We start from the raw sequence: 20318 nt of genomic DNA on the forward strand, positions 1-20318 counted from the left end.
GGGCGTCCGGGGGACGATTGCAGCGGCTGCAACGACTGAACTGCGAGACTCGCGAACTGCGTACAGACCTCTGTCGGCAGTCCGGGAGCCTTGCCCTCCGCCCGCCGATGCAGTGGCCGCAGGCTGCCTCGGCAGTCGCGCCCGCCGCTTCGAGCCGGTCGCGCTGCGTCCATCGTGGACCCGCGCTCTCCGCCGTCGAGCCTGCAGAGTTGCTCCATGACCAAGTCCGAACTCATCGAAGCGCTTTCCCGCAAGCAAGCCCACCTCAAGGCCGACGATGTCGATCTGTCGGTGAAGACCCTGCTTGAGCAGATGAGCACGGCGCTGGCGACGGGTGATCGCATCGAGATCCGCGGCTTCGGCAGTTTCTCGCTGCATTTCCGCCCGCCGCGCATGGGGCGCAATCCCAAGACCGGCGATTCGGTGGCCTTGCCCGGCAAGTACGTGCCCCATTTCAAGCCCGGCAAAGAGTTGCGCGAACGCGTCAACGACGGCAACGCCGAGCTCTGAGCCACCCCGCGTCGGCGGCGGTCGCTCGTCTACAATGCGTCCCGATGTCGCCCGGCCCCGTGGTCGCGATGCGGCCTGAGTCTTCGGGAGAACCTATGCGCATTCTGCTGCCCCTGATCGCCCTGGCATTTCTTGGCCTGGGCTTCGCGTTCGGCGCACTCAATCCGGACACGGTGACTGTCAATCTGCCGGGTTTGGAGTTCGAGCTTGGTCTTGGCCTGGCCTTGCTGGGGTCGGCCCTGCTGGGCGCCAGCGCTGGCGGCCTGCTATTGGGCGTGCTGGTGATCTGGCCGCTGCGGCGCAAGCTGCGGCGATCCGCGTCCAGCCAGGACAAGGCGCTTGCGACAGGTCGCGAACCGGTCAGCGCGTGAACGAACTGGTCCTGCTGTTTCTGTTGCTGCCGGTGGCGGTCCTGTCGGGCTGGTACAGCGGCAGGCGTTCGGCGGAACGCTCCGGTGGGCGCCGGGTCAGCCGACTGTCGACCAGCTATTTTCGCGGGCTCAACTACCTGTTGAACGAGCAGCCCGACAAAGCGATTGAAGTGTTCCTGCAGATCTCGGAGATTGACAGCGACACCGTCGAAACGCACTTCGCCCTGGGCAATCTGTTTCGCCGCCGCGGTGAAGTTGATCGCGCGATCCGCATCCATCAGAACCTGATTGAACGCAGCACCTTGAACGATGAGCAGCGTGTGCAGGCGGTGCTTGAGCTCGGTGAAGATTACATGCGCGCCGGGCTGCTGGACCGCGCCGAAACCCTGTTCGCCGACCTGGTGCGGCTGGGCGCGCAGGCGCCGCAGGCGCTGCGGCATCTGCTGTCGATCTACCAGCAGGAACGCGACTGGGAAAAGGCGATCGAACACGCGCAGCGGCTGGAGGCCGCCACCGGCGAGCCGATGGGCCGTCTGGTCTCGCACTTCCACTGTGAGTTGGCCGAGCGCGCGCGCCGCCAAAGCCGCCTGCCGGATGCGCGTGTGCACCTGGCCGAGGCCTTTGTTGCCGAGGCGAACAGCGTGCGTGCGGGCATCATCGAAGGCCAGATCGAACTGGCCGAAGGTCGCGACAGCGCCGCCGTGCGCGCGTTTGAGCGCGTCGCGCGAAATGACCCCGACAGCCTGCCGGAAGTCCTGAAGCCACTGCTGTCGGCCTACGATCGCATGGGCGAGCGCGCGCGCTGCCGGGCGTTTCTGGCCGAGATGAGCGAACGCTTCACCGGGGTTGCGCCTGTCCTGGCACTGGCCAAAGTGATCCGCGAGGATGACGGCGACTGCGCCGCGGTCCAGTACCTCAGCGAGGCGCTCAAGCAGCGGCCCTCCGTGAAGGGGCAGGTCGCCTTGATCGAACTCGGCAGCGCGCGCCCGGAGGCCGAGGCCCTGCCGATTCTTCGGGTGCTCGGCCAGACCACCGAGCATCTGGCCTCCAGCGTATTGACCTACCGCTGCCATCGCTGCGGTTTCGGCGCGCGTCAGCACCACTGGCAATGCCCCAGCTGCAAGGGCTGGAGCACGGTGCGGCCCATCCACGGTCCGGCGGGCGACTGATGTCCCTCGCGGTACCGGGTCCGGAGTCAGTAGCCGGTCTGATGCTCCTTTCGCTTTGCGGGCTGGGCTCGTTCGGCCTGTGCCGGCTCGCGCTTGCATACGCGCACAGACGCGGTCTGCTGGACGACCCCGGCCGCCGCCGTTCGCACGCGCAGCGGACCGCGCGCGGCGGTGGTATCGCCTTCGTGCTGGTGTTGGCCGTGCTGGCCGCGTTCGTGCTGCCTTCCGCATTCGCCGGCGGTGTATTTGTACTCAGCCTGCTGGCGGTCGCCGGGGTCGGCTGGTGGGACGATCATCGATCGCTGCCCGCATCGCTACGCCTGCTGGTGCACCTGGGCGCGGCGCTCGCCTGGCTGTTGGCCTTGTACGGGCTTCCGGCAGACCTGACCGAGTGGATCCGTTTGGTGATCAGCGTGCTGTGGTTGGTGACCCTGCTGAACTTCTGGAACTTTATCGACGGTATCAATGGTCTCGCCAGCCTGCAGGCGGTGCTGGCGTCAGGCCTGTATGCCGGCCTCGCCCTGGCCGCTGGTCTGCCCGCGGTGGCCTTGGTGATGCTTGGTCTCGCGGCTGCGGTGCTCGGCTTTTTGCCCTTCAATTTTCCGCGTGCGCGGATGTTCATGGGCGACGTCGGCAGCGGCGCGCTCGGCTTTGCGATCGGGGCCTTTGCGCTGATGCTTGAACCGGTCCTGGTTTCGCCGTGGATCCTGCTGCTGCCAGTAGCGCCAGTTGCCGTCGATGCTGGCCTGACCCTGTTGAAGCGGATGGTGCTGGGGCGCCGCTGGTATGCTGCGCACCGGGAACATCTGTACCAATGGTGGGTCCGACGCGGCGCGAGTCACGCCCGCGTGAGTCTCGCCTACGCACTGTTCAGCCTGCTGGTAGTCCTGCCCGCGATGATGCTCTCCCTGCACCAACCTGACCTGCGCCTGCCGCTCGCGATCGTCGTCTACGGCCTGGCTGCTGTGCTGTGGCTGTGGGGCCGCATGCGCCTGCGGCGGAGGACGCGCTGATGGTCCGGCGTGCGGCGGGTTTGATTGGAGCGGTGCATCCGCGGCTGGCCGTGGTGCTGCACGATCTGCTGATGGTGTGGGCGGCCTGGCTGATCGCGAATGTGTTGCGCTTCAGCCTGGAGCCCTCCGCGCCGCCGTTCACTGTTTTCCCGCCTGAGCTGCCGGTCGTACTGATCGCTCAGGGTCTGGTGCTGTGGTGGACAGGGCTGTACCGCGGCCTGTGGCGGTTTGCCAGCCTGCCTGATCTATGGAACATCGCACGTGCCTGCCTGTTCGGCGGGCTCGCTGTGTTCAGCGCGCTGTTTCTGCTGACGCGGCTGGAGAACGTTCCGCGCACCGTCATGGCGCTGTATCCGCTGACCCTGCTGGTGTGCCTGGGCGCGCCGCGCTGGCTGTACCGGTTCTGGAAAGACAGCCGCTACGGCGGCGGCCCACGCCTGCAGCCGATGCGGGTGCTGGTGGTCGGTGCGGGCAGCGCCGGTGAGGCGCTGGTGCGTGATCTGCGCCGCGAAGGGCGCTTCCGGCCGGTCGGTTTGATCGACGACAACCGCGCCCTGCGCGGCGCCAAGGTGCATGGCGTGCCGGTGTTGGGGGAGCTTGCCCATCTGGGCGAGATCGCCCGTGAAGTCGCTGCCGAGATGCTGCTGATCGCGATGCCCTCGGCCAGCAACCAGCAGATGCAGCGCGCGGTCGAGCTGTGCGAGGACAGCGGTCTGCCGTTCCGAACTGTGCCGCGCCTGCAGGATGTTATTGACGGCCGCTCCAGCTTCAACGAACTGAAAGAAGTCGCGATCGAGGATCTACTCGGGCGCGAGCCGGTGGCGCTGGACTGGACCGCGATCCGCACCGGGCTGTCCGGCAAGCGCGTGCTGATCTCGGGCGGCGGCGGTTCGATCGGTTCCGAGCTGTGCCGTCAGGTCGCTCGCCTCGGGGTCTCGTCGCTGGTGCTGCTGGAGCAGTCCGAATACAACCTCTACCGCATCGAGCAGGAGTTGCGCGCCGAGTTTCCGGAGCTGCTGATCCAGCCGTTTCTCGGTGATTGTGGAGACCCGGCGGTGGCCGAGTACGTATTCGCCCAGTGCCGCCCCGAGCTGGTGTTCCACGCTGCCGCCTACAAACACGTCCCGCTGCTGGAAGGCATGGTGCGTGAGGCTGTCCGCAACAATGTGCTGGCCACCCAGGTGTTCGCCCACGCCGCGCAGCGCCACGGAGTCGCCAGCTTCGTGCTGATCAGCTCCGACAAAGCGGTGAACCCGGCCAACGTGATGGGCGCCAGCAAGCGCCTGGCTGAAATGCTGTGCCAGACCCTGGACGGGCAGGGCAGCACGCGCTTTGTCACCGTACGCTTCGGCAATGTGCTGGACTCCGCCGGTAGCGTAGTGCCGCTGTTCCGCGAGCAGATCCGGCGGGGTGGCCCGGTCACGGTGACGCATCCTGAAATTACCCGCTACTTCATGACCATTCCCGAGGCCTGCCAGCTGATTCTGCAGGCCGCCACGCTGGGCGAAGGGGGCGAGATCTTCGCGCTGGACATGGGCCAGCCGGTGCGGATCCAGTACCTGGCGGAACAAATGGTGCGGCTGGCCGGCAAGCGTCCGGGCGTCGATGTGCGCATCGAATTCACCGGCTTGCGCGCCGGCGAGAAGCTGTTCGAAGAACTGTTCCACCCGCAGGAAGACTACCAACCGACTCGGCACCCGAAGATCATGCTGGCGCAGCCGCGTCAGCTGCCGGCCGAGTCGATCCAGCAGCAGCTGCAGCGCATGCGCCAGGCGAGTCTGCAGTACGACTCCGCACAGTTGCTGGAACTGCTGCGCGCTATGGTGCCGGAGTTCAGCCGCGGCGCCGCTGAACACGCTGAGGCTGCGGTGCTGCCGTTCAATCGAGTCCGCTGAGCCAAGAGTTCCAAACCTCCATCCTGATTCATGACGCCAAGGCCAACCATGACCCAACGCATCCGCAAAGCCGTATTCCCGGTCGCAGGTCTCGGTACTCGCTTCCTGCCCGCCACCAAGACGGTGCCGAAGGAGATGCTGCCGATCATCGACAAGCCCTTGATCCAGTACGCCGTGGACGAGGCGATCGAGGCCGGTTGCGACACCCTGGTATTCATCACCAACCGCTACAAGCACGCGGTGGCGGACTACTTCGACAAAGCGTACGAGCTGGAACAGAAACTCGAACGCGCCGGCAAGACCGAATTGCTTGAGGTGGTGCGTGGCGTGCTGCCCGCCCACGTGCGGGCGATCTTCGTGACCCAGGCCGAGGCCCTGGGTCTTGGCCATGCGGTGCTGTGCGCGGAAGCCGTGATCGGCAACGAACCCTTCGCGGTGCTGCTGCCGGACGACCTGATCTGGAACGCCAGCGGCCCCGGCGCGCTGAAGCAGATGGCCGATTTGGCCGAGCAGCAGCAGTCGAGCGTGATCGCCGTGCAGGATGTTCCGCGCGCGCAGACCTCGAGCTACGGCATCGTCGCCACCGACGACTTCGAAGGCCGCGCCGGGCGAATCCAGGCGATGGTCGAGAAGCCCAAGCCCGAACTTGCTCCGAGCACGCTCGGCGTGGTCGGCCGCTACATTCTCGGCCCGGATATCTTCGAAACGCTGCGCGCCACCACCCCGGGCGCCGGCGGCGAGATCCAGCTCACCGACGCGATCGCAGCACGCCTGGCCGAGCACAAGACACTCGCCTATCGCTTCGCAGGCACCCGCTTCGACTGCGGCAGCCATATCGGCCTGATCCAGGCCACGATCCGCTTCGCCCTCGATCACGAGAAGCTGAGTGCCTCCGCGCAGAGCTATATGCGCCAAGCCCTGGAAGAGCTATCGCACAACCAGGCGCCGCTGGATTGAGCCCCAAGCGCCGCCCCGACCAGGGGCGGCGATCCCGCACGCAGCACGTCTCCTTTGTGTCGTTCGCAGATCGGGCGGCCGGCCCGGTTCGCGCGTGGACAGTTTCTGCCGGCCGCGCGCGTCCGGCGGCAACACGAACTCGGCACGGAGCTGATCCAGCGCCCTGCTGCGCCTGGCAGCCTGTCGGACCTTGGGGGTCAAGGCGATGGCCGATTGCGCGAGCACCGTTTTTCGACGATTCGCAGGCTTCAGCGGGCTCTCGGCCAAGACTCGGCGGAAACGTGGGCCGCGCAGGCGGACTCGTAGCGCGGCCAAGCGAAGCCCGACAGTCCGCTAGACGGGGAGGGATAGTCCGACTGGTTGCCAGGCATATTGAGGTTCGCGCGCGTGTCTTGCGGGTCGGATCGAGTTGGCCCACCTTTCGCCCATCCAATCCCGTCGGAACTGTGACATGCGTTTGATCACGCGCGGCGCCCTGCTATTCGGTTTTCTCGCCTCAGTCGCCTTCGCCGGCTTGAGTCTCCGTGGCGGCCCGGTTGAGCCGGTCGAGTCTCCCTACCTGCCCAAGCCGACGGACCAGATTCCCGGCGAGGGGGGCAAATCGGAGTTCTCGCGGCAGCGCCGCGCCTGGATCGCGTCGATGCGGCTGGCCGCGCCCGGAGTCGACACGGGCGCATTGGACGCGGCCTATCGCAGTGAGCGCGACCAGCGCTTTCAGGCGCAGCGCGAAGCAGCCTTGGACGCCAGTGGAAAGCCCCAGGATCTCCTGCGGTTCAGTGCGTCCGCTGTGTCCGGCAGCTGGAGCGAGCGTGGCTCCAGCAACCAGTCGGGGCGCGTGCTGGCGACGGCCTTCGACAGCGCCCAGCAGCGCCTGACGGTGCTGTCCCACGGCGGCAACGTGTGGCGGGCCAACCGCACAAGCTTGAACTGGAGCAGCACCAATGACGCCGCCGCCTTCGAGTCGAATGGCGCTCAGGGCTTTCTGCTGCGGCTTGCCGGTTCTGCCGGTGAGCGCTTGCTGGTGCTGGGGGACCAGCCGGCACAGGTGCGCTTCAGCGACAACGGCGGCACCAGCTTCGCGACGCCAGGTGGAAGCAGTGTGGACAATCCCTGGTACGCAACCGCGCTTGTCGCGCGGGACGTCGCCGCCAGCGAGGTGTACTACGCGCGGGTGCACTACGACTTCACCGCACCAGCGTCCTGGCGAACGCATCTGTTCGCCTCGGTTGACCGCGGCGCCAGCTTCAGCCCGGTGGCCTTCGTCGGTGAGCGCAACCAAGCTGCTTTGTTCTCGCCTCGCTACGGCGACACCCGAGTGTTCCTTCTTTCAGGCACACAGCTGTTCACGATCACTCCGGGCACGCATGCGCGCGTGCCGGTGTCGACCGTGCCTCATACGCTCACCAGCGCTGAGACCGTGGCCCTCGCAGGTGGCGTTGCCACGGGCGGACAGACCTTTCTCTTCGCGTTCTACTCGAATGACGGTGACGGCCTGACCCGCGTTTACTACTCTGCGAACGCCGGTGCCAGCTGGACAGCTCGAACGCCAGCACCGACCTCGATGTTCAGCCTCAACAGTGTGGCGAGTTCGACCCGCGATCCCAGCCGCGTGTTCGTGGGTGGCGTCGACCTGTTCCGCAGCGCCGACGGTGGCGCCAGTTGGACCCTCGTGAATCCCTGGGGCGAGTACTACGGTTCGCCGGCGACCAAGCTGCACGCGGACATCTGCGGCATCGATGTGTTCGTTGATGCCTCGAACGTCGAGCGCGTCTTCGTGAGCACCGACGGTGGGCTGTACGAGTCCACCGATCAACTGCTGAGCGTGCAGAACCTCTCGCTCAGCGGCCTGAACGTGTCGCAGTACTACGGCAGTTACACGTTGCGGCAGGCGCCTTTCCACATTTTTGCGGGTGCCCAGGATCAGGGCTATCAGAAGGCCTTGAACCCCGGGGCTGGCCCGCAGCCCTTCGTGCAGACCATCTCGGGCGACTATGGTCACTTGGTTTCGGCCAACGGTGGCGCCACTACCTGGAGCGTCTATCCGACGTTTGCGATGGCCGAAACCAATGCCGGGGCGACCAACCAGAGCGGCCTGCGCTACTACCAGTTCGGCAGCGCCCAGCTCAGAGGAACCCTGTTCCTGCCGCCGCTGGCAGCGCTGCCGGGCGAACCCAACAAGGTGCTGCTCGCGGGCGGACGCATCGGTGGCGGGACAGCGCACAACCTGATCGAGCTGAGCGTGGCTGGAAACTCGATCAGCGGTGTGGCTGACCCCTTCAACTTTCTGGATGCGATCACGGCGGTTGCTGTTTCGCCGCATGCCGGGGCGACCCGCTACGCAATGGCGACGCCCGCGAGCGCCTCGAACCCGGGCGCACGCTTCTATCGGCGCAGCGCCGGCACGTGGACGCAAACGGTCAGCCAGCTGCCCAACGGTCAGTTCTTCTACGGCGCGCGCATCCTGCCCGACCCGGCGCGCCCCGGCCACGTGTACGTAGCGGGCTCGGGCTACGGCGGCGGCAATGGCAATGCCGTCTACCTGTCGACCAATGACGGCCTCAGCTTTGCGCCGATGTCGACCGGTCTGCCCTCCACCCTGGTGCTGGGCCTCGCGATCTCTTCCGATGGCCAGCACCTGTTCGCGGCAGCCGAGACAGGCGCGTTCTACTACGATCGGGCGCAGCAGCGCTGGATCGACATCGTCAGCGCGGGTGCGCCCAACCAGACCTACTGGCATGTCGACTACGTTGATGAGCTCCGCACCGCGCGCTTTTCCACGTTCGGCCGCGGCATTTGGGATTTCAAACTTGACGGCCTCGACGCGGTCTTCGCCAACGGGTTCGAACCCTGAGTTGCGCCGCCGTCGGTTGATCGGGCAGGTGCTGCCGTTCCTGCGCCAAGGCTGTGGCGCTGGGGCGCATTGAGGAGTCGGGGGGTATACTCCGCGCCCCGCGCCCAGCCGCGCCCGCGTAGCCGTCGCCGCCCATGTCCAGCACCGCCCACAAAGTTGGTTTCGTCAGCCTTGGCTGCCCCAAGGCCCTGGTCGACTCCGAGCGCATCCTCACCCAGCTCAAAGTCGAGGGCTACGAGATCGTGCCGACCTATGACGAGGCGGACGTAGTGGTCGTCAACACCTGCGGATTCATCGATTCCGCGATCGACGAATCGCTGGACGCGATCGGCGAGGCGATCAGCCAGAACGGTCGCGTGATCGTTACCGGCTGCCTGGGCAAGCGCCCGGAAACCATCCGTGAGGCGCACCCGGAAGTGCTGGCCATCAGTGGCCCGCAGGACTACGCCAGCGTGATGAACGCGGTGCACGAGGTGCTGCCGCCGCAGCACAATCCTTACGTCGATCTGATGCCGGACTACGGCCTCAAGCTGACCCCCAAGCACTTCGCGTACCTGAAGATTTCCGAAGGCTGCAACCATCGCTGCAGCTTCTGCATCATCCCCAGCATGCGCGGCGATCTGGTCAGCCGGCCGGTCGATGATGTGCTGCGCGAAGCCGAAAGGCTGACTCGCGGCGGCGTGCGCGAACTGCTGGTGATCTCGCAGGACACCTCGGCCTACGGCGTGGATGTGAAGTACGCCGAGCGCGAATGGCGCGGCAAGACCTACCAGACCCGAATGAAGGCCTTGTGCGAAGGCTTGTCTGAACTCGGCATCTGGACCCGTCTGCACTACGTGTATCCGTACCCGCACGTTGACGACATCATCCCGCTGATGGCCGAGGGCAAGCTGCTGCCCTATCTCGACATCCCGTTCCAGCACGCCAGCCAGAAGATCCTCAAGGCGATGAAGCGCCCGGGTTCCGTGGACAAGACCCTGGAGCGCATCCAGCGCTGGCGCGCGACCTGTCCGGAGCTCGCCATCCGCAGCACCTTCATCGTCGGTTTCCCCGGTGAAACCGAGGACGATTTCGAGGAGCTGCTGGATTTCCTTGAAGAAGCCCAGCTCGACCGCGTCGGCGCCTTCGCCTACTCGGCGGTGGAAGGCGCGGCCGCGAACGATCTGCCCGGCAGCGTGCCCGAAGAGGTGAAGCAGGAGCGCCTGCAGCGCTTCATGGAGCTGCAGGCCGAGATCAGCGCGCAGCGTCTGGAGACCCGCGTCGGCACCGTGCAGCCGGTGATCATCGATCACCTGGAAGGCGAGCTCGCGATCGGTCGCTCGCGTTTCGATGCGCCTGAGATCGATGGCCTGGTGCAGATCCAGGACGGCGAGGCGATGGGGGTCAAGCCGGGCGATATCGTCAATGTGCGAATCCTCGGCAGCGACGAGCACGACCTGTTCGGCTTGATCGGCGAAGGCGAGGGCGACGAGGACTGACGGTGGCGAAACGCCGCTTCCAGGCGCCTGCGCGCGATGCCGTTGATCGTTCAATCTTTGAACACCCGGCATTCGCGCCCTACCGGTTCGAGCTCGACCTGCTGAGCGCCGAGCACTGGCCCGACGTCGGTACGCTCAATGCGCGTGCCTGCGGACTCAAACACGCGCAGACCGGCGCCCGCCTGCGATTCGTGGACCAGACCGCAGCCCTGCTCGGTGAGGGCATTCACTACGAAACCCGGATTTTCGAGCGCGGCGAGATTCCTACCCGCGCCGACAACTGGCACGACCTGCTGAACGCGCTGGTGTGGCTGCGCTTCCCGCAGATCAAGAGCGCACTCAATGCGCGGCAGGCGGCGGATGTGCTGGCCGTCGGTGCGGCACAACGCACCCGCGGCCAGTGTGCGTTGACCCATTTCGATGAAGCCGGCGCCATCGTCCGTGTGTCGGATATCCACACCCTGGCGTTGTGGGATGCGCACGACTGGGGCAGCCTCAGCACACGGCTGCAGCTTGATTCCGAGGCACTCGATGTCTGGGTGTTCGGTCATGCGCTACTCGAACACGCGCTGTGGCCCGAGCCGATGCTGGTAGCCAAGGCGATTGCGGTGCTGGCGGATCCCGAGGCCAGTGCCTCGAATCTGTTCAGTCGCATCGCGGATGGCATCGCCCAGAGCGAGCTGCTGTCCGACCCGCAGCAGCTGCGCCCACTGCCCACGGCCTTGATCCCGGGCTGGCACCCGCGCAGCACTGAAGCCGCCTTTCTGAGCGAGGGCGAGTGCTTCCGGCCGCTGCGGATGGGGCGGGTGTATCCGCGGCCGCTGACCATGCATACCGCAACGCCGGGCGAATAGCGAGCCACTGCAGTTTCCCGTCCCGGTACCTTCGGCGGATGGCACAGGCACTTTGACGTGGCCAGATGAGCAGACCCCTCGAACGGAGTCAGTCCCGTGGACCATGAAGCTGCGATCTCCACGCTGCTGGACGCGCTCTACGCCCAGGTTTCCGGCCCAGCCGGGCATCGACGTGACTGGTCGCGACAAGCGGAGATGTTCCTGCCGACCGCGCGCATGCTCCGCACCGGTGTGGACGAGGCCGGCAAACCCTGGGCGCTGGAGATGAAGGCGGCGGACTACCCGGCCAACTTCGAGCAGATGATCCGCGACGCGCCCTTCTTCGAGGTCGAAATCCACCGGGTGATCCAGCGCTTCGGCAATATCGCGCAGGTGTTCAGCACCTACGAGGCCTGGCGCGATGCCGAGCACACCGACTTCATCAAGCGCGGCATCAACAGTGTTCAGTTGTACAACGATGGCGAGCGCTGGCGCGTCGTCAATATGATCTGGGACGACGAGCGCGAAGGGCTCGCGATTGACCCGGCGTACCTGCCGGGCTGAGGCCGGTTGCCAAGGCGAGCTGCATCGGGCCGCCTCGCGCGGTCGCGTTTTGCATTCGAGAGGTCGCCGCGAAACAGCGCAAAGCCCGATGGTTGGGGAGGCCCGAGGGTTCGGACGTGTCGCCTGCAATGAGGTGCTGCGGAATCTCTAGGCGAGCGCGAGCTGTAGACGAGCTCTGGCCTACAGCTCGCGTGGACGGCACACTTTCCTGACAGGACGCGCAAGCTGCTCTTCATCTGCACCCAGAACCGACTCCGCAGCCCCACGGCCGAGCAGGTGTTTGCCGCATGGCCGGGTGTTGAGACGGAGTCCGCGGGCTTGGGCAATGAAGCCGGCAATCCCGTGTCGCCCGAGCTGCTGGCCTGGGCTGACCTCATCTTCGTGATGGAGAAGAATCATCGTGTTCGGCTGGGCAAGCGCTTCCGCCAGCATCTGTCAGGCAAGCGCGTCATCTGTCTCGATATCCCCGACGACTATGGCTACATGCAGCCGGAACTGGTGCAGCTGCTGAAATCGAAGGTGTGCACGTTCCTGCCCGGCTTCGAATAGCGGCGCCTGCGCTGACTGCGGGGTTCTCAGGCCAGCGGGTCCACTGAACCAACGCAAGGCCGGCGCCCCGCTTTTTTCGTCAGAGAAAGTCGGGGATTCCACTACACGACGGCATTTCGAGTCCGCACTGGGTCACAGGCCGCGCGGCCGATCCTGTTTAGACTCAGCGGCTTGGCGGCGTGCTGCCGCGTGACCTGATCCCGCCGATGAACCGCATCGCGAAAACTGTTGTGATCTGCCTTGTGCTGGCTTGTCTGCTGCCACGTTTGCTCTGGGCCGCGTCGGATGATGCCGCATTCGCCATGCTGGACGGCGAGGCGCTCGCGGATCTGAGTGCACTGGAGCCGGGTGCTGAGGTCGGAGTACTGCTGCATTGGCACAGCGGCGAAGCGATGCGCGCGGGCGAGGCTGCCCTGCCGCTGGAGGCACGCCTGCGTCGGATCGAGGTGTACGCCGATGACGCCAGGGTGCTGGAAGCGACCGCCGATGGCTACCGCGAACTGCCTCGCGATACGCGCTTGCATTTCGTGGCGGAGGCCAGCGCCGGCCAGCGTATCGGGCTCAGTTTCGATCCCGACACCGGCCGCGCCGAAGGCGTGTTGCTGCGCGCGGGGCGCATGTATGCGCTGAGCGGCGACGCCGATGCGCGAGGTCTTGAGCTGCAGGCGCGCGCTACGGATGCGCCGCTTGCCGACGGCAGCGTTACCGATGCGACCTGCTCGGGCGATATGGGCGCTGCGGCGGATGCGCTGACCAAGGCGCGGCCGCGCATTTCACAGCCACTGCAGCCGTCCGATGCGCTGTTGGCGCGTGGTGCGGCCGGCTCATTCGCACCGAAGGTGGCGACGCGGCAGGTGACCCTGGCGATCGACACGGACAACGAACTGCTGCTCAGCAAGTTCTCCAACAACACCGCATCCGCCACCAGCTATGTCGCGGCTCTGGTGACGGCGCTGAACGCGATCTACGAGGACGATCCCGCCCAATACGGCCTGCAGCTGCGGCTGGTGCAGGGCACGGTGATTCTGCGGCCGTCAACAACGCCGGACCCGTACAACAACACGAGCACCTCGGCCAACAGCGCCGCCTTGAATGAGTTCGGCAGCTGGTGGAGCAGCAACCAGTCCGGTGTGCCGCGCGCGTTTGCACTGATGCTGTCGGGCAAGTCGGGCAATCAGAACAGTTCCTCCGGCATCGCCTGGCTGCTGACAAGCGGCACCTACTGCACGGCCACGAGTGCAACGGGTGGGCATTACAGCGTCAATCAGGTGTTCCGCAATCCCGGCCTGACCGCCGCACAGGATGCGTATCTGGTTGCCCACGAGCTCGGCCACAACCTGGGCGCTCGGCATACGCACTGCGCCAGTTCGAGCAACGGCGCACAGGCGTCTACCGGCACCATCGACCGCTGCTTCAGCGGTGAGTCCGGGCAGGGCTGCTACGCAGGTGCCCAGGCCTGTCCAAGCGGCGGCGAGTCGCCGTTGGCGCCGCAAGGCACCTTGATGTCCTATTGCCATCTGAATGGTTTGGGCTGCGGCGTGTCGACCGAACTGCATCCCACCCACGTCACCCAACTGAACGCACGACTGGCCAGCCAGCCGGGCTCCTGCCTCGCGCCGATCGGAGGCAACCCGGCGCCAACCATCAATGCACCGGCGAGCTTTGCTGCCAGCGAAGACACCACGCTCGCATTGACGGGCATCAGCTACACCGATGCGGACAGCGCCAGCCTGACCGCAAGCTTCAGTCTGCCCGCCGGCAACGGCAGCCTCAATGCAAGTGCGGGCGGTGGCGTCACGGTGGGCGGCACCGCGAGCACACGCACGCTGGTCGGTTCGCCGGCGGCTCTCAACAGTTTCATCACCGCCGGAGCCCTGGGCTATGCGCCCGCTGCGAATGCCAACGGGGCGGTTACGCTGTCGCTGCAGGTGAGTGATGGGAGCAGTCAGGCATCGCGCACCGCGACGATCAATATCAGCGCGGTCAACGATCCGCCCACGCTCAGCCTGCCGGCTTTGATCGCCCTGAGCGAGGACGAGGCGGGTGCGGTGCGCCCGCTGAGCTTCGCCGATATCGATGCCGGCACTGCCAGCGTGCTCGCGACGTTCTCGGTACCGGCCGGCACGCTGTCGGCGACCAGCAGCGGCGGCGTCAGCGTCGGAGGCACCGCAACCGCGCGCACCCTCAGCGGCTCGATCGCGAACCTCGACAGCTTTATCAGCGCGGGCTCGCTGGGCTATCTCGGCGCCCCGAATGCCAACGGTGAGATCAGCCTGACGGTGTCCATCGACGACCAGGGCAACACGCCCGGCCCGCCTCGGCAGGCGCAGGGCACGCTGAGCCTGCAGTTGGCTGCAGTGAACGATCCGCCAACAGTATCTGCGCCGATATCCAGGCAGGTGCAGGCCGGGCAATCGGTGGCGATCACGGGTGTCAGCTATGCCGACCCGGATGCACCCAGCGGCGCGATCTCGGTTGTTGCGACTTACTCAACCGCGGTCGGCAGTTTCAGTGCGAGCAGTGCGGGGGGCGTGACGGTGGCAGGATCGGGCAGTGCCAGCCTCAGTCTGGCGGGCACGCTGTCGGCACTGAACGCCTTCGTCACATCGACACCTGTGCTGTTCGTGGCACCGTCGTCTGCCTCGGGCAGTGTGACTGTGAGCCTTGGCATCAACGATCAAGGCAACCTCGGCGGCGGACCGTTGACCGGAACGAGAACAGTCAACGTCGTGGTGATGAGCGATGCCTACCTGTTCGCGGACGGCTTCGAGTGATTGACGCGCCCGGTGCGGCTCGCTGAGACCCAAGGTGCATCAACAGATCGACGACTTGAGCGGCCTCCCAGACCGGATCTGGGCTTGGCTATGCGGCACAGCGCATTCGCGTCGCCGTACAGCAGGCGCGGCGCTGGGGGTAGCGATCAATCCTGGATGGCGGTCTCGTCCTGCGGCGTTTGCAGCAGGACCTGATCCACAGCAGTCACATCCAGCGTACAGAGCTCGCGCCAGCGATTGACGATGCGACAGAACAGTTCGGCGGTCATTTCGGTGTCGTACACCGCTGAATGCGCTTCGGCCGCGTTCCATTGCAGGCCTGCGGCCTGAGCTGCTCGGCTGAGCACTGTTTGTCCGTAGGCAAGCCCGCCGAGCGTGGCGGTGTCGAAACAACTGAAGGGATGGAAAGGGCTGCGCTTGTGCCCGGTGCGACGGATCGCGGCGTTCACGAACCCGAGGTCAAAGGATGCGTTGTGCCCGACCAGGATGGCGCGCTGGCAGTCGTACTTGCGCATGGCCGCGCGGATCGGCACGAACAGATGATCCAGAGCGGCGCGTTCATTGATCGCGCCCCGAAACGGGTGGTCGACATCGATGCCGGTGATTTCAAGCGCCCGCGGGTCGATTTCCGAGCCGGGAAACGGCGTCACGTGAGTCGATATGGTGGTCCCGGGAAACACGCGGCCGCTCTCGTCCATCTCGATCGGCGTGGCGGCAATCTCCAGCAGCGCATGGCGTTCGGCGTCGAAGCCGCCGGTCTCGACATCCACCACAACGGGCAGAAAGCCGCGGAATCGCGCGGTCATGCGGGTGGCTGGCATCACCGGGTTCACGATCGATCGCCTCGCTGCAGCCGCGCACGAACGAGCTGCGCGATGAGTGTGGCGGGGTGATGTGGTGCTGCGTTGGGTGTGGTGTGTTCGGATTTCATCGGCGCTCAGAATAGCAGTTGGCTCTGGAACGACCCGCAGCAGGTGCTGCGGTGGGCGCGATGGCTTGACGCTGCCACGAGTTGGACGCATGGTTCGCGGCCATCGGGGCTTGTCGGCAAAGGTTTGCTCAACATGGATCGGAACGAGGTGTCGTTGGGCGCTGGCCCCAATGTGGGCGAGGGGGTGGGCGAGAGCTTCGACGCTGCGGCGCTGCTGCAGGCGCGACAGCGTTCGCGGCAGGCGGTCGAGCGCATAGCGGCAGGTATTCGCCCCGGGATGCGTGAATCCGATGCCGAGCGTTTGGCCGCGGAAGTATTCGCCGAGCTCGGTTTCGAGCGGATCTGGCATCCGACCCACATCCGTTTCGGACGCAACACGCTGAAGCTCTACAAGGAGGCGTCGGAGCCTGATGTTGTGCTGGGTGAGGACGATCTGTTCTTCATCGATATCGGCCCGGTGTGGGCGGGACATGAAGGCGACTACGGAGACACCTTCTGCACTGGCGACGCCCCCGCGCTGCACTCGATCGCAGCGGCCGCGCGCACTCTGTTCGACCAGATCGCCGCCGTTTGGCGCACCGGTGCAAGCGGGCGCGAGCTGTATCACTTGGCTGAGCAGCGCGCGCTTGCGGCCGGCTATGTGCTGAATCTGGGTGCGCCTGGGCATCGTCTGGGCGACTTCCCGCACGCGGTGCACAAGGGCGGGAAACTCGCAGCGGCCGAATTCTCGCCGGCGCCGGGCCTGTGGGTGCTGGAAATCCAGATCCGTCATCCGAGCCTGCCGATCGGCGCCTTCTTTGAGGATCTGCTGTTGCCGTGATCGGCCGCCCGCCGTGTGCTCTACGGCTGTGGCCGGTCGCGCGCTGGCGCATTGGGCACAGCCCGAACCTTGGGCTGGGATCGCAAACACGAGCACAGATCGACAGCGGGCTCTCCGTCTGCACAGGCCGGCCCGCGAGCGCGGCAGAGTCCGTGCATGCCACGTGTGGGCGGTGGGCGTGCGGCGCGCCTCGCAGCACCGATCGAGGTTCTCGAACTGGCGCAAGCCTTTGGCAATGGTCGGCGTCGTAGCAGAGGCCGTTCGGCCCGACAGCCGGTTCAGTTATGGCGGCGAAGCAGCAGCACGGTGACGTTGTCCGACCCGCCGCCGTCCAGTGCCGCGACGATCAGTTGGTCAACGCACTCTTGTGCGCTCAAGTCACTGCGACCCAAGGTGCGCTCGATTTCAGCGTCATCCACTTCCTCGGTCAGACCGTCGCTGCAGAGCAGTAGCTGCATGCCGGGCTTGAGCTCGCCGCTGATGGTTTCCACCCGCAGGTTCTCAGGGTCGGTCACGCCCAGCGCCTGAGTGACCACGTTGCGATGTGGATGGCTGCGCGCCTGCTCGGCGGTGATGGCGCCCTGGTCGATCAGCTCCTGCACGTAGGAATGATCCTGCGAAAGCTGCTGAAGTCGACCATTCCACAGATAGGCGCGACTGTCGCCCACCCAGGCGACCTCGAAGCGATCCTTGTGCAGTTGCACCGCTGCGACGGTGGTGCCCATCGGCAGCGCGTCGCTGCGGCGGCGACTGTGATCGATCAGCTCTTCGTCCGCGCGCTGGATCGCCATGCTCAAAGAGGTGCCCGCGCGCACTTCGCGGACGATCGAGTCGCGCGCCATGGCGCTGGCGACCTCGCCGAACTCGTGACCTCCCATGCCGTCCGCGACCAACCACAAGCCCAGCTCACTATCGCCGTAGTAGGTGTCTTCGTTGTGCTCGCGGCGCAGTCCGACATGACTGAGTAGGCCGAATTCGATCATGCATGCGGACTCTTGAAGGGGATTGACCGGTGCGGTGCCGGGTAAAGGGACATAAGTTCTCTGTAATCGTATACGCAGAAACGCCGCCGCGTCCGCCATCCGGACATTCATTGACACACTCCGGCATCGAGCACTCGCCGCAGGTGATGTTGGCAAGGCTTGTGCGAGCTGCCGCCTCTGCGTATGATCCGCGGCCTCGCAGGGCGGTCGCTTCAGCGCCGCCGCAGACAGCACAGCTGCCCGTGCGAGCACCTTTGGAGAGGTGGCAGAGTGGTCGAATGCGCCGGATTCGAAATCCGGTTTACGTCTCCGACGTAACGAGGGTTCGAATCCCTCCTTCTCCGCCAGACAAACGCCGGAGGCCCTGAGAAGTCAGGGCCTTTCGCGTTCTTGGGGCTGGCGTCCCACACCCTGTCCCATACTTGGGTCGGTGCTTCGCTCGCAGCGCATATGGTGCCTCTGCCACTGTTCCGGCCGATCCGCGATCAACGGAGCCGCGTTCAATGATCGCGATGTACGGCGACTGCCACAGCTTGCCAGCCCGGCCGTCGGCCAGGGCGTGGCATCCCTGCTTTCGTCGGGTCCTGCTTGTGCACAAGTGCGCCTCGTGGAGCCGTGATGTCGCCGGCATCGCTGTGCACCGTTGCCCACCTGTCCGAACCCCGAACTGCTGGCGGGGACATGCGGGTCGGCAGTGAACAATTCAGTCTGATGCTTCTCCGGTCTGCAGGCGCCACAGGCCAGCGTAGAGGCCGTTGCGCATCAGCAGTTGATCGTGGCTGCCAGATTCGACGATGCGGCCTTCGTCCATCACGTGGATGGCGTCGGCGTGTCGCACGGTGGACAGCCGATGCGCCACCACCAGCACGCTGCGCCCCTTGGATGCGCGCGCCAGCGAACGCTGAATCGCTGCCTCGGTCTCGTTGTCGACCGCCGAGGTCGCCTCGTCCAGCACCAGCAGCACCGGATCGCGATACAGCGCGCGGGCGAGGGCAATGCGCTGGCGCTGGCCGCCCGACAGCGTGTGCCCGCGCTCGCCGACCTGGGTGTCAAGGCCGTCCGGCAGTCGCTCGATAAAGCCCAGCGCTTCGGCATCGCGGGCGGCGGCTTCGATCCGGCTGCGGTCCGGGCGAGGATCACCGTAGGCGATGTTCTCGGCCACGCTGCCGTCGGTCAGGAACGGGTCCTGGGCGACATGGCCAATGTGCTTGCGCAGCTGGCTGCGCGGCAGGCTGTCGATGGTCTCGCCATCCAGGGTGATGCGCCCGGCCTGCGGACTCTCGAAACGCAGCAGCAGTTTGATCAGGGTGCTCTTGCCGCTGCCGGTGGCGCCGACCAGGCCGACGGTGTGGCCGGCCGGTACGGCGAGGTCGACCGCGTGCAGCACGGCGCGGCCGCCGTAGCCGAAGTCGATGCCTTCGAATGCCAGCGCACCCTGCGGTCGCGTCGACAGCTCACGGCTGCCGGTTTCGGCTGGCTGCGGCAGGTCGAGCAGATCGAATACGCGGCGCACCGAGGTCATGCTGCGCTGGTACAGGTCGGTGAGCTCGGCCAGCCGGGTCAGCGGCCACAGCAGGCGCTGGGTCAGATAGACCAGGGCCGAGTAGCTGCCGACGCCCAGCTCGCCGCGCAGGGTGAGCACGCCGCCGTAGAGCAGGGTGGCGACGAAGCCGGCCAGGATCGCGATGCGGATCACCGGGGTAATCGCGGCGGCGACCTTGATTGCTTCGGCGTTGCGCTGTCGATAGGCCTGGCTGGCGGCTTCGATGTGGGCCAGTTCGGCGGCCTCGGCGGTGTAGGCCTGGATGGTCGCCATGCCCTGCAGGTTGTTGCTGAGGCGTTGCGAGATGTCGGCCGCGGCCTCGCGGGTGGCGGCATAGCGTGGCTGCAAGCGACGCATGAACCAGAACGCGCCGAACAGGATCAGCGGCACCGGCAGCAGGGCCAGGATCGCCAGCGGCGCCGACAGCGCGAAGAACACCGCGCCGACCAGCAGGGTAGAGCAGAACACCTGGATCAGATCGTGCGCACCGGCATTCATGAAGCGCTCGATCTGGTGCACGTCCTCGTTCAGTACCGATGACAGCCGGCCGCTGCGCGCGTCGGCCAGCCGGCCCGGCGCCATGCCCTGCAGATGCGCATAGGCCTGGATGCGCAGGTCGTGCTGCAGGCTTTGCGCCAGGTTGCGCCAGCGCACCATCGCCAGGTATTCGGTCAGCGATTCAAAGCCCCAGATCAGCACGGTCAGCGCGGTCAGCAGCAGCAACTGATGCAATGGATCAGGCAGACCGAGGCCGGCGATGAACGACTCGCGCTGGTTGACCACCACGTCGACCGCGATGCCGATCAGGATCTCCGGCAGCACATCGAAGACCTTGTTGAGCACGGTGTAGACCGAGGCTACGGCGGCATTGTGCCGATAGCTGTGGGCGTGGCCGAGGAGGCGGCGCAGTGGGTGCATGGCGGAGTTCGCGCGGAGCCAGGGGAGCGGAAGCTTACGCGCTGTCCGGGGTGCGGATTCACTCTTGCGCGGATGCTGAGCTCCGCATCGGCCGACCGCTTCTCGACACCTCGTGTCGATGCGATCCCACGCACTTCGGCATACCTGTGCCGGGCTGCA

The 20318-nt window shown here is 66.1% G+C and carries 16 protein-coding genes and 1 tRNA gene; 14 read left to right on the top strand and 3 right to left on the bottom strand.

What is annotated here, in order from left to right; genetic code table 11:
• Positions 1 to 216: 216 nt before the first annotated feature.
• The 12 genes from ACIQ7H_RS11285 (at position 217) to ACIQ7H_RS11340 (ending at position 14964) form a co-directional block, all read left to right on the top strand.
• Positions 217 to 510: an integration host factor subunit beta gene (locus tag ACIQ7H_RS11285; RefSeq protein ID WP_395791451.1), complete on the top strand. Its 294-nt coding sequence runs from the start codon at positions 217 to 219 to the stop codon at positions 508 to 510.
• A gap of 95 nt (positions 511 to 605) precedes the next feature.
• Positions 606 to 881 carry a lipopolysaccharide assembly protein LapA domain-containing protein gene (locus ACIQ7H_RS11290; protein WP_395791453.1) on the top strand — a complete coding sequence of 92 codons (276 nt, stop codon included), beginning with the start codon at positions 606 to 608 and terminating at the stop codon, positions 879 to 881.
• The gene (gene lapB, locus ACIQ7H_RS11295) at positions 878 to 2050 is read left to right on the top strand and encodes a lipopolysaccharide assembly protein LapB (protein ID WP_395791455.1); all 1173 of its coding nucleotides are present in this window, start codon (positions 878 to 880) and stop codon (positions 2048 to 2050) included. Before ACIQ7H_RS11290 ends, lapB begins: the two co-directional genes overlap by 4 nt.
• A gap of 41 nt (positions 2051 to 2091) precedes the next feature.
• Complete coding sequence (locus ACIQ7H_RS11300) at positions 2092 to 3063, top strand: glycosyltransferase family 4 protein (RefSeq protein WP_395791457.1); 972 nt, start codon at positions 2092 to 2094, stop codon at positions 3061 to 3063.
• Complete coding sequence (locus tag ACIQ7H_RS11305) at positions 3063 to 4958, top strand: polysaccharide biosynthesis protein (RefSeq protein WP_395791459.1); 1896 nt, start codon at positions 3063 to 3065, stop codon at positions 4956 to 4958. Before ACIQ7H_RS11300 ends, ACIQ7H_RS11305 begins: the two co-directional genes overlap by 1 nt.
• 48 nt (positions 4959 to 5006) lie before the next feature.
• The gene (gene galU / locus ACIQ7H_RS11310; RefSeq protein ID WP_395791461.1) at positions 5007 to 5915 is read left to right on the top strand and encodes a UTP--glucose-1-phosphate uridylyltransferase GalU; all 909 of its coding nucleotides are present in this window, start codon (positions 5007 to 5009) and stop codon (positions 5913 to 5915) included.
• A 451-nt stretch (positions 5916 to 6366) separates the two neighbouring features.
• Positions 6367 to 8766 (top strand): WD40/YVTN/BNR-like repeat-containing protein, encoded by a 2400-nt coding sequence (locus ACIQ7H_RS11315; protein WP_395791463.1) that lies wholly within the window; start codon positions 6367 to 6369, stop codon positions 8764 to 8766.
• Positions 8767 to 8900: 134 nt separating this feature from the next.
• The gene (rimO, locus tag ACIQ7H_RS11320; RefSeq protein ID WP_395791465.1) at positions 8901 to 10244 is read left to right on the top strand and encodes a 30S ribosomal protein S12 methylthiotransferase RimO; all 1344 of its coding nucleotides are present in this window, start codon (positions 8901 to 8903) and stop codon (positions 10242 to 10244) included.
• Positions 10245 to 10246: 2 nt separating this feature from the next.
• A complete protein-coding gene (locus tag ACIQ7H_RS11325; protein ID WP_395791467.1) occupies positions 10247 to 11098 on the top strand; it encodes a DUF3025 domain-containing protein in 852 nt (283 codons plus the stop codon).
• Positions 11099 to 11194: 96 nt separating this feature from the next.
• Entirely contained in the window at positions 11195 to 11641 is a 447-nt protein-coding gene (locus ACIQ7H_RS11330; RefSeq protein WP_395791469.1) for a hypothetical protein, read from the top strand.
• A gap of 225 nt (positions 11642 to 11866) precedes the next feature.
• On the top strand, positions 11867 to 12190 hold the full coding sequence (locus tag ACIQ7H_RS11335) for a low molecular weight protein tyrosine phosphatase family protein (RefSeq protein WP_395791501.1): 324 nt from the start codon (positions 11867 to 11869) through the stop codon (positions 12188 to 12190).
• 206 nt (positions 12191 to 12396) lie between these two features.
• Positions 12397 to 14964, top strand: coding sequence for a M12 family metallo-peptidase (locus tag ACIQ7H_RS11340; protein ID WP_395791471.1), 2568 nt, complete (start codon positions 12397 to 12399; stop codon positions 14962 to 14964).
• A 146-nt stretch (positions 14965 to 15110) separates the two neighbouring features.
• Here ACIQ7H_RS11340 and rnt read toward each other — a convergent pair whose 3' ends face one another.
• Positions 15111 to 15770, bottom strand: coding sequence for a ribonuclease T (gene rnt / locus ACIQ7H_RS11345; protein WP_395791503.1), 660 nt, complete (start codon positions 15768 to 15770; stop codon positions 15111 to 15113).
• A gap of 309 nt (positions 15771 to 16079) precedes the next feature.
• Here rnt and ACIQ7H_RS11350 point away from each other — a divergent pair, with 309 nt between their 5' ends.
• Complete coding sequence (locus ACIQ7H_RS11350) at positions 16080 to 16715, top strand: M24 family metallopeptidase (RefSeq protein ID WP_395791505.1); 636 nt, start codon at positions 16080 to 16082, stop codon at positions 16713 to 16715.
• A 278-nt stretch (positions 16716 to 16993) separates the two neighbouring features.
• Here ACIQ7H_RS11350 and ACIQ7H_RS11355 read toward each other — a convergent pair whose 3' ends face one another.
• A complete protein-coding gene (locus ACIQ7H_RS11355) occupies positions 16994 to 17698 on the bottom strand; it encodes a PP2C family protein-serine/threonine phosphatase (protein WP_395791507.1) in 705 nt (234 codons plus the stop codon).
• 256 nt (positions 17699 to 17954) lie between these two features.
• Between ACIQ7H_RS11355 and ACIQ7H_RS11360 the strand changes: the two genes are divergently transcribed.
• Positions 17955 to 18045, top strand: a tRNA-Ser gene (locus ACIQ7H_RS11360).
• Positions 18046 to 18401: 356 nt separating this feature from the next.
• Here ACIQ7H_RS11360 and ACIQ7H_RS11365 read toward each other — a convergent pair.
• Positions 18402 to 20159: an ABC transporter ATP-binding protein gene (locus ACIQ7H_RS11365; protein WP_395791473.1), complete on the bottom strand. Its 1758-nt coding sequence runs from the start codon at positions 20157 to 20159 to the stop codon at positions 18402 to 18404.
• Positions 20160 to 20318: the final 159 nt, after the last annotated feature.

This window comes from Aquimonas sp. (assembly GCF_044377145.1).
GTDB lineage: Bacteria > Pseudomonadota > Gammaproteobacteria > Xanthomonadales > Xanthomonadaceae > Aquimonas.